Origin of the sequence: Dehalococcoides sp. (assembly GCF_041654235.1) — a bacterium.
GTDB lineage: Bacteria > Chloroflexota > Dehalococcoidia > Dehalococcoidales > Dehalococcoidaceae > Dehalococcoides > Dehalococcoides mccartyi_B.
In genome coordinates this window covers 1-8,790 of the sequence record NZ_JBAZDW010000052.1, presented here as the reverse complement: position 1 = coordinate 8,790, position 8,790 = coordinate 1, and the positions used below count along the sequence as shown (strand labels likewise).

Here is an 8,790-nt window from a genome sequence, read left to right as displayed (position 1 = left end):
ACGTCGGAAACAGCCCTAATGGTGTGGTCTGGGTGCTTCAAACGTACCAGCGGGTTATGCCTGACTACAAAATGGACTGACAGATTTTCGGCTTTTAACACAGCTTCATCCCGCTTTGGGTATAAAGATGGCAAACCACTCTGCTATTGTCCAGACAAACTTCAGGGGGTAATTCTTTAAAACAAATCCCGGTTGCCTGCGGACAGAACGGGGCGAAACTACAACCTTCATTATCTCCCAGTAAATCCCGGCTTTCAAAACCTGTCAAAGGTATATCAATATAATCTCCGGCTTGCTGGCATTTCATAAGCAGGCGGCTGTAAGGGTGAAGGGGGTTTGACATAAGGCTTAAGGTATCACCATACTCCACAATCCTCCCGGCATACATTACCCCCAGCTTTGGGCAGAGGGTTTTCAGAGCAGGTAAGTCATGGCTGATAACCAGCAGGCTGGTTCTTTTGGATGCCTCTTTCAGTATATTCAGGGTGGTGGTACGGGTATTAGCATCAAGTGCGGTAGTAGGTTCGTCTGCCACCAGTAAATCCGGCTCTGAAAGAAGCGCCATGGCCGTCAGCACTCTTTGGCGCATACCCCCGGACAGCTGGTGGGGATAGCTTTTTAAAATATGCTCAACCGAATGAATATCACCCAATCCCAAATCCGAAAGTAACTTTCTAGCCCCCTCCAGCCTTATGTCAGGCCTGTTCAGATTCACGCAAACCTCGCCTATCTGTTCACCCACCTTTAAAAGGGGATTGAGAGCGGTAGACTGGTTTTGAGGGATAAGGGCAATCTGCCTGCCCCTTATATGGTTCAGCTCAGCTTCGGGCAGATTTACCAGCTCTCTGCCGCTGAAAAGTATACTGCCGGTTATAATTTTACCGGGTTGCTGCAGCCCCAGCAGGGTATAGACAAGTACAGTCTTGCCGCAGCCGCTCTCCCCCATAATACCCAGATTACAACCCTCTTCAAGGTGCAGATTCAACCCGTTGTTAGCCCGCACCAGACCGGCAGGAGTCTCAAAATAAACGTGCAGGTTGGAAACTACCAGCAGGTTTTTCATCTGTCCAGTATCCTTTGCAACCGGGGATCAGTGCGGTCTTCAAAACTCATATTGATAAAGGTCAGCCCCAGTATGCACAGGGTAATGCACAGTCCCGGCGGCAGATACCACCAGTACAGGTTCTGGACAAATCCTCCCCGTGAAAAAGCATAATGAAGCATCATGCCCCAGCTTTTTTGAGACGGGTCACCCAGACCCAGAAAACTCATGGAAGCCTCAAGGAGCAAGGCCACCGCCACCGCCAGAATAAACTTGGCAGCCACCAGTGGCAATACATTCGGAAGTACATGCCGCCACATCAGGCGGAATTCACTTGCCCCCATAATACGGGCGGATTCCACGTAACCGCTCTGGCGGATAGTAATCACCTGCGAACGGATTACCCGTGCCGTCCCCGGCCAGAGAGTCAGGGCGATAACCAGAATAATATTCCAGATACTGGGTCCCAGATATACCGAAAGGAGTATTACCAGAGGCAGAGCCGGTATAACCAGAAATATATCAGCCATACCCATCAGTACATTATCCAGCCAGCCGCGGCGGAATCCTGCCCAGATACCCACCGCCACCCCCAGCAAAGTAGCCAGAGAGGCAGATACAAAACCCACCCACAAGGATACTCTGGCAGAATAAACCAGCTCGGAAAATATATCCTGCCCCACGTCATTAGTCCCCAGCAGATGCTGGGCAGAAGGGTGCAGAAAAGCCTGTCCGTAAGTCCACGGGTCATGCGGGGAAATCAGCGGAGCAAATACCGCTGAAAGCACGAATATCCCCAGAAGTACCACCCCGAAGAACAGGAGTTTATTTGCGGTCAGTTTTTTAAGGATATTCATCTTAAGCTGTCCTCGGATCAAGGCGTCTGTAAAGCAGGTCTGCCGTCATGTTAGCCAGCAGGACACAAACTGCAATAATTAAAAAGGCACCCTGAATAAGTGGATAATCACGCGCCCCGATAGCTTCATAAATAAGCGTCCCCATGCCCGGCCAGGAAAAAACGGTTTCCACCAGCAGTACTCCCGAAAAAAGCATGCCAAACTGAATAGCGGTAACCGTCACCAAAGGAGCAAGTGAATTTCTGAGTATATGTTTAAAAAGAATCCGCCCGCGGCTGAGCCCCTTGGCTCTGGCCATCAGGATATAATCTTCTCCGCAAATGGAGATAACCGTATTTCTCATAATCAGAAAATCATAGGCCGCCTTAAACAGGGTAATAACCAGCAGGGGCAGCGCCATATGCCAGAGCAGGTCTGCAAAATAGGCAAAACCGCTCAGCCCGCCGGTAGTCACCTTGCCCATGGGAAACCAGCCCAGATTGAAGCTGAAAAACATAAGCATAAGCATGGCAATCCAGTAATGAGGCATGGCATAAACCAGCATAAAACCGCTGGTCAGACCTATGTCCAGAGGAGTCTTCCGGAAATAGCCCGCCACCAACCCGGCCAGCCCGGCAAGGAGCGCCCCCAGTATAATAGCCGGCAGGATAAGTACCAGCGTCCACAGCAGATGCCCGCCCACTGCCTCCAGAACCGGCTGCATATACAGGTACGAGTAGCCCCAGTCACCGCTAAAGAGTCCGCCCAGATAGTCACCGAACTGCTGGTATACGGGTTTGTCCAGCCCCAGTTCAGCTGAAAGAGCGGCCACATCCTCCGCGGTATAGTAGGCCTGTTCACCCAGTATATTTTTAACCGGGTCTCCCGGCATAACTCTGGGAATAAGAAAATTTAAGGCAATAATAACTATAAGTACGATGCCGTAACGCAACGCCTTACCCAGAAAGCTGGCCGCAGGGTGATAATGTCTTTGCATATTTTATAAAGTGAATAAAGGCTGACCGGAATATAAAAACCCCGGCCAGCCATAATACTCTAGGGGGACTGGACACTCAAGAAGGAAAATCCGTTAAACACCCCGCCATAGATACTGTCTATCACCCAGCCTGACCAACCCTGCCGGTAAGGGTAGACACTCTCAGTCCAGGCCAGGGCAATACCCGGCAGATACTCGGCGGTAAGTTCCTGTATCCGGAGGTCAAGCACCGCCTGTTGGGCAGGGTCAGCCGTAGCCAGTCTGGCGTCACAGGCGGCCAAATATTCAGCCGCAGCCAGATTGTGCAAAACACCCTGACCGGTACGTCTGGAGTCAAAGTACCCCGAACCATGCCCGGCATGCATCAGAGTGCCCCAGGGAGTAGCCCCGAACAGAACCATATCGTAGTCAAGTGCATCTTTTACCGAAGCCCAAGCCGAAAGGTCCAGGGCTCTTATCTCTACCCCAAGCCCAATCTCAGACAGGGCATCCCGCAGTATTTCAGCCAGACGCATATTGGTAGACTGGTCAGATCTGGCCAGCAGTCTCAGGAAAATATTCTGTCCGGACGAATCCTCACGGATACCATCCCCATCTGTATCCAGCAGTCCGGCCGCATCCAGCAGGGCATTGGCCTCTGCAGGATTATATGCCAGAGAAGGCAGGTCAGCATTGAAATTTGGGTGGGTGGGAGGAACAAAACCAGTGGTAGGCACACTACCGTAGCCCGCATAAAAGTATTCTATTATCTGCTGGTAGTTTATAGCCGCCGCAATAGCCTTGCGGACATTTATATCGCTGGCAGGGCCGTCTTCAAGGTTAAAACCCAGAGCAGAGGGCACACCCAGATAGGTGCTGGTCTCAAAGTCTACCTTACCGGACTTTATCAGGGCGGGTATGCTGGTATAGGGGAAAGTCCCGGAATAATCCCACCAGGTATCTATATCACCTTTGGCAAGTGATAAAACCAAAGCGTCCATATTCTGGTAAATATCCACCTCAAGGCGGTCAATGGTGGGCTTGCCCTGAAAATAGTCTTCGTTAGCCTTGAAGATAAACTTGCCGGAAGAAAGGTCAAAACTTTCAAATACGAACGGACCCGAACCGACTGTCATATCCGTCTGGTTATACTTAAGCGGGTCAGTCACATCCTGCCAGATATGTTTGGGGACAATGGAATAGGTCATAAATTCGGTCAGAAGGTTACCGTAAGGACGGGACAGAGAAAGGGTAACTGTATCCCCCGAAAAGCTGACATCAGCTATTACATCTTTCATCCAGCTAGCCGAAGCGATGTAATCACGGTAGTATTCCACAGAAAAGGCCACATCTTCAGCCGTCAGCTTAGTGCCGTCATGCCAGTAGGCATTATCCACAATGGTAAAAACAAATGTCTTAGCGTCATCTGACACTATCCATGATTTGGCCAGCCAGGGCTTGATGGACATGTCATCCCCCAGCCTTATCAGGCTGTCATGGGTAGTCAGGTTAGTCAACACCCCGTACCAGTAGTCACTGAAGCGGTTGGTCGTCTTGAAGGGTTTGGTAGAACCGACCTTCAGGGTAACAGCCGTGGCAGTATCATCTGCATTAGGGGTTGTCTGCTCACAGCCAGCAAACAGGCTTAGCGATATCACTGCCGCCAGACCGATAAGCCAGACTTTCTTAAACTTTTTCCAATTTTTAATCACCAGATTACTGAACCTCCTTTTTAATCCAGATAAGGGCATCTCTATTCTGGCGTTTCAGCCAGACCTGTCCGCCCTCAGTAAAAGTTTTACCGCTATCCGTCAGATGTTCTTTCAGCTTGGCAAGCTCTTCCGGATTGAGCCCAGGGTTGTAGGAGAACATCTCCAGCTGGACATCCAGCGGTATCTGATAATTACGGTAAAACACCTCTACATCGGGGCTGAAACCCATCTGGTAGAGTATGTTGTATATATAAATATAATCAGGCGAGGCCTGCAGCCCGAAAAGAGTCTTCAGAATAGGGCGGAGGTCGTTGCCGGCAGTGTGGACAATAAACACATTCTTAGCGGCCAGAGTTATCATCTTTTCCAGTGCCAGGCGGATATTCTCCATTTCCAGCGAATAAACCGCCATGACATGGTCATGACAGCCTATTTCTTCGGGCAACAGTTCTTCCCACGGCTGGCTGACTAGCCTGATATTGGCAAGTAACTCTTTTTCAATCTCAGCCATCAGCAAACCTGACTGTCTGGGTGAAGGCTCAATGGCAGTTACTTTTACACCCTGTTTGGCCAGAGGAATAGCAAACGAACCGGCACCGGCACCAATATCCAGCAGGCTTTCACCCCCGCGGGTAATGCCAATAATCCGTTCAAGCAGTTTCCCGGGGTAATCACGGTTGACATACAGGCTCATCCAGCTCTGGTATTTCTGCCAGAAATCCTCGCGGCTATGCCCCTGCCGCTCAAGATTAGCCCTCAGCCCTCTTTGGGCAGTAGCGTCATCCCAGGCTTTAGCCCAGTCAATATCCGAAGCAGGTCTGTTCATATCACCATCTCTTATGCAATATTAAGCAATTGCAACTAGTTGCATTAGAATATAACAAATACCAGAACCCTGTCAAGCCGTAAACACACTTCCAGACTCCGGAAGTAACCTTGCAGAATCACTCCCACGCCAAACGGCAGATTGCAAGCTGAATAACCGATATTGGTGCTATATATGTATTATTACAGATGTATATGCGTATTTTTTTAAAGTACTTGCCCTGATATGTTATAATGGCGCGCACGTTTTATTTAATGGGGGAAAGAAACAAAAAGCATAATGGTAGAAATGTTCGACAACCTGAATCACAGACTTTATCACCACTTCAGCTGTACCTATCTAAGTATTTTGCGCTATATGCAAAAGCGAATGGCTCACGATACCGAATATACCCTTGAGCAAATGTCTATTTTGAATATGCTCAGAAATCTGGGCAAGGCCGATGTGGATACCATGGCCCGCCTTATAATCAAAGAGCCAAACACTCTCCTCCAGATAATGAACCGCATGGTAGAAAAAGGGTATCTGGAAAAACAGAAGATTGGCCGCAAGACAGTTTACCAGATAACTGAAGAGCACCGTGCCAAGCATAACCCTGAGTTATTCAATGACTATACCCAAGATATTTTTGACTGCTTCACTCAGGAAGAAAAGGATAAATATCTTGAGCTTTCAGACAAGCTGTTCAATTCGGTAAACACCAAACTTAACAACTATTTCGTAGAATACGAATAATCTCCAGCCCCGTTTATCAATCACCGTTGTTCCTCCGCTTTTGACAAATATTGTCTCCAGCCGGAGGGATGGCGGGACTGATATCCCTCTAAAACCACTTGGATTTCAATTTATTTTATTCATCTGCTAGAATATTTTGTCTGGTGCATTCCGGCAGGCAGATAGCCTGCATTTACTGCCGTCATTCCGGGGCAAAAAACGCCTCTTGTCGGCATATCTGTTCATCAGCATTTAAAAGAGGTGTTTAAATGGGCGAAATACTGCTGCTGGCGGCAGGCGGGGCTTTGGGTGCAGTCAGCCGTTACGGGCTGAATAACCTTACCGTCAAATTGTTGGGAGATAGCTTTCCTTACGGAACCCTGATTGTAAACTGCCTGGGCTGTTTCGTGCTGGGCTTCCTGATGCAGTGGGGATTCAGCTCCGACAGCCACAATACCCACCTGAAACTTATGCTGACAGCCGGTTTTCTGGGGGCTTTCACCACTTTTTCCACCTTCAGTTATGAAACTTTAGACTGCTTTAAAAATGGCGACTACTTTAACGGTTTTTCCAATATTCTGGCCAATGTTCTGCTGGGTCTGCTGATGGTATTCATAGGAGCGTATCTGGGCAGTCTTTTAAAACAGAACAGCGGAACATAATAAAACAGCCTCCGAAAGAGGCTGTTTTTGTCTGCCCTGAACTTACGAACTAGAGACTGGTCAGCGAGTATTCAATATTGCGGTCTTTAAGGCTGGATACCAAAGCGTATACATCTTCTTCGGTACAAACCACCGCTGAAGACAGCCCGTGCAAAGCGGCATCTATAACTACTCCGGAAACATCATAAAGGTAATCGGGTTCTATTCCGGCCCGGTGCAGTGCCGCCACAGATTCAAGCCCGATTGCCCCTACATGACTAACCCCTTTGAGTCTGGTTTTCAAAAGCTCCAAATCAATATGCCGCGAACCGCCTTTGGCAATACCCGGCACAACCAGCACTGCCACCAGCCCGTAGCTGAATTCAATCAGCCCCTGTATATCGCGTACGCCCACATCTTCGCCGGCTTTGGCATCAGCTTCGGCAATCCCGGTGGACTTGGTCTGGCAATCAGCAGTGGCATACAACAGGCCGTTTACCATTTTCAGGCCTACCTGTTCGCCCTGTTTTATATCCTTTTCGGCAATAGCGGGTGATATCACTATCCCGTTTATGACACTGTCTATCCCGTCAAAATAGGCCTTTACCTCCCGGACATTCTTAAGCACCCAGTTTACCCCTTCGCGGGTTATCTGGTAGCGTGAACGCCCCAAATAGGTAATCATGCTTTCGCCTTCCAGCTGGCTTATATAGTCTGAAACGGCCTGCGGGGTGATAGACAGCTCTTGGGCTATAGCCCTCTGCTGAATAGTAGGCCCGTGAGTAGCTATCTCAATAAGTATCTGGAAACGGGTGGCAAAACTCTTGTTTCGAAGTATCTCTACCATATCGGGCTTATTATAACCGCAAAGTACCCTCCTTACAATCCAGCCATTTATAAAAGCAGTCTTAAACAAGGCCGCAAGGAGTGTTATACTTACCATAAATATTCCGGATAAGGAAGTGCTGATGTCACCGCGCAAACTCAAGACTGATCCTGTAATACTGGAAATGCCAGATCAAAAGATGGCGGTTGTCAGGGGAAAGGGTGCTCCGGACAAGGTTTTCTCCCAAATATTCCCGGCTTTGTTTGGCTCTGTATATACCCTGAAATTTGACCTGCTGAAGAAGGGATTAGAGTCATTTAAAGTAAGTTGCCCGCGTGCCCGTTACCCTGATGCCCATTTATATCCAAAGGATGAATGGGTGATTATTGCCGGTATACCGGTACCTGAAAATATAACTTCACTGCCCCAGAAAGAACCCGGTACCGAGGTAAAGCTGGAAACTTGGGAATACGGCACGGTAGCCCAAATCCTGCATTTGGGGTCTTACGATCAGGAAATGGAATCTGTGGAACGCCTGCACAAGTTTATCGCCGCAAACGGTTATGAGATATCCGGCCCGCATGAGGAAGAATATCAATCCAAACCGGATGCCAAAGTACTAAAAACCCTTATCCGCTACCAGATAAAGAAACAAAAATAAACCGGGTACAAGACAAGGATACATCATGAAATCTTTGGTTATATATGATTCATTTTACGGCAACACCGAGCAAATTGCCCGGTCTGTAGCCAGTGCTATCGGCAGTGGTGCTGAGGTATGCAGAGCAACCGAAACCAGTCCGTCAAAACTGCTTACCTTTGACCTGGTCATATTCGGCTCGCCGACTCAGGGCGGCCGTCCTACCAAACCCTTGCAGGAATTGATTAAAAATCTTCCCACCCTGAAAGGTATTAAAGTAGCATCATTTGATACCAGATTTTCCAACCCGATAGTCAAAATATTCGGCTTCGCCGCTGACCGCATAGCCGCATCGCTGACCCAAAAAGGCGGACAGCTTTTAGCCCCGCCGACCTGGTTCTTCGTAGCGACTGAAAAAGGCCCTCTAAAAGAAGGCGAACTTGAACGTGCCGCCGCTTGGGCAAAGGAACTCATAAAATGATTTGGGAGGTGGTAGCCTGCCCTTATAGCCGTATAAACCAGATGATTACCGGCAAACAGTAAAGCGGGCAGCCACCTTCTTTATCAAGTGAAATAG

At 48.7% G+C, this 8,790-nt stretch carries 10 protein-coding genes; 4 read left to right on the top strand and 6 right to left on the bottom strand.

Annotated features, from left to right (window positions below; genetic code table 11):
• Positions 1-94: 94 nt before the first annotated feature.
• From WC259_RS06515 to WC259_RS06495, 5 genes are read right to left on the bottom strand one after another with little or no spacing between them, the layout of a single operon-like run.
• Positions 95-1,063: an ABC transporter ATP-binding protein gene (locus WC259_RS06515; protein WP_011309833.1), complete on the bottom strand. Its 969-nt coding sequence runs from the start codon at positions 1,061-1,063 to the stop codon at positions 95-97.
• On the bottom strand, positions 1,060-1,899 hold the full coding sequence (locus tag WC259_RS06510) for an ABC transporter permease (protein WP_010937169.1): 840 nt from the start codon (positions 1,897-1,899) through the stop codon (positions 1,060-1,062). The genes WC259_RS06515 and WC259_RS06510 overlap by 4 nt, the downstream gene beginning before the upstream one ends.
• 1 nt (position 1,900) lies before the next feature.
• Entirely contained in the window at positions 1,901-2,875 is a 975-nt protein-coding gene (locus WC259_RS06505; RefSeq protein WP_011309834.1) for an ABC transporter permease, read from the bottom strand.
• A gap of 59 nt (positions 2,876-2,934) precedes the next feature.
• The gene (locus tag WC259_RS06500) at positions 2,935-4,566 is read right to left on the bottom strand and encodes an ABC transporter substrate-binding protein (protein ID WP_372643725.1); all 1,632 of its coding nucleotides are present in this window, start codon (positions 4,564-4,566) and stop codon (positions 2,935-2,937) included.
• A gap of 4 nt (positions 4,567-4,570) precedes the next feature.
• Positions 4,571-5,392 (bottom strand): bifunctional 2-polyprenyl-6-hydroxyphenol methylase/3-demethylubiquinol 3-O-methyltransferase UbiG, encoded by an 822-nt coding sequence (locus WC259_RS06495; RefSeq protein WP_015407265.1) that lies wholly within the window; start codon positions 5,390-5,392, stop codon positions 4,571-4,573.
• 279 nt (positions 5,393-5,671) lie between these two features.
• On the opposite strand from WC259_RS06495, the gene WC259_RS06490 reads away from it, so the two are divergent.
• Both WC259_RS06490 and crcB read left to right on the top strand, forming a co-directional pair.
• Positions 5,672-6,127, top strand: coding sequence for a MarR family winged helix-turn-helix transcriptional regulator (locus tag WC259_RS06490; protein WP_012034205.1), 456 nt, complete (start codon positions 5,672-5,674; stop codon positions 6,125-6,127).
• A gap of 248 nt (positions 6,128-6,375) precedes the next feature.
• On the top strand, positions 6,376-6,768 hold the full coding sequence (crcB, locus tag WC259_RS06485; RefSeq protein ID WP_010937175.1) for a fluoride efflux transporter CrcB: 393 nt from the start codon (positions 6,376-6,378) through the stop codon (positions 6,766-6,768).
• A gap of 49 nt (positions 6,769-6,817) precedes the next feature.
• Here the strand turns inward: crcB and WC259_RS06480 are convergent, their stop codons facing one another.
• Positions 6,818-7,594: a winged helix-turn-helix transcriptional regulator gene (locus WC259_RS06480; RefSeq protein ID WP_010937176.1), complete on the bottom strand. Its 777-nt coding sequence runs from the start codon at positions 7,592-7,594 to the stop codon at positions 6,818-6,820.
• 121 nt (positions 7,595-7,715) lie between these two features.
• On the opposite strand from WC259_RS06480, the gene WC259_RS06475 reads away from it, so the two are divergent.
• The gene (locus WC259_RS06475; protein ID WP_078409769.1) at positions 7,716-8,234 is read left to right on the top strand and encodes a GyrI-like domain-containing protein; all 519 of its coding nucleotides are present in this window, start codon (positions 7,716-7,718) and stop codon (positions 8,232-8,234) included.
• A 25-nt stretch (positions 8,235-8,259) separates the two neighbouring features.
• Positions 8,260-8,694 (top strand): flavodoxin family protein, encoded by a 435-nt coding sequence (locus WC259_RS06470; protein ID WP_011309840.1) that lies wholly within the window; start codon positions 8,260-8,262, stop codon positions 8,692-8,694.
• Positions 8,695-8,790 lie beyond the last annotated feature (96 nt).

Coding starts and splice junctions, on each gene's coding strand:
- WC259_RS06490 (WP_012034205.1), top strand. CDS start 5,672: ATGGTAGAAATGTTCGACAACCTGAATCACAGACTTTATCACCACTTC.
- crcB (WP_010937175.1), top strand. CDS start 6,376: ATGGGCGAAATACTGCTGCTGGCGGCAGGCGGGGCTTTGGGTGCAGTC.
- WC259_RS06515 (WP_011309833.1), bottom strand. CDS start 1,063: ATGAAAAACCTGCTGGTAGTTTCCAACCTGCACGTTTATTTTGAGACT.
- WC259_RS06480 (WP_010937176.1), bottom strand. CDS start 7,594: ATGGTAGAGATACTTCGAAACAAGAGTTTTGCCACCCGTTTCCAGATA.
- WC259_RS06510 (WP_010937169.1), bottom strand. CDS start 1,899: ATGAATATCCTTAAAAAACTGACCGCAAATAAACTCCTGTTCTTCGGG.
- WC259_RS06475 (WP_078409769.1), top strand. CDS start 7,716: ATGTCACCGCGCAAACTCAAGACTGATCCTGTAATACTGGAAATGCCA.
- WC259_RS06470 (WP_011309840.1), top strand. CDS start 8,260: ATGAAATCTTTGGTTATATATGATTCATTTTACGGCAACACCGAGCAA.
- WC259_RS06495 (WP_015407265.1), bottom strand. CDS start 5,392: ATGAACAGACCTGCTTCGGATATTGACTGGGCTAAAGCCTGGGATGAC.
- WC259_RS06505 (WP_011309834.1), bottom strand. CDS start 2,875: ATGCAAAGACATTATCACCCTGCGGCCAGCTTTCTGGGTAAGGCGTTG.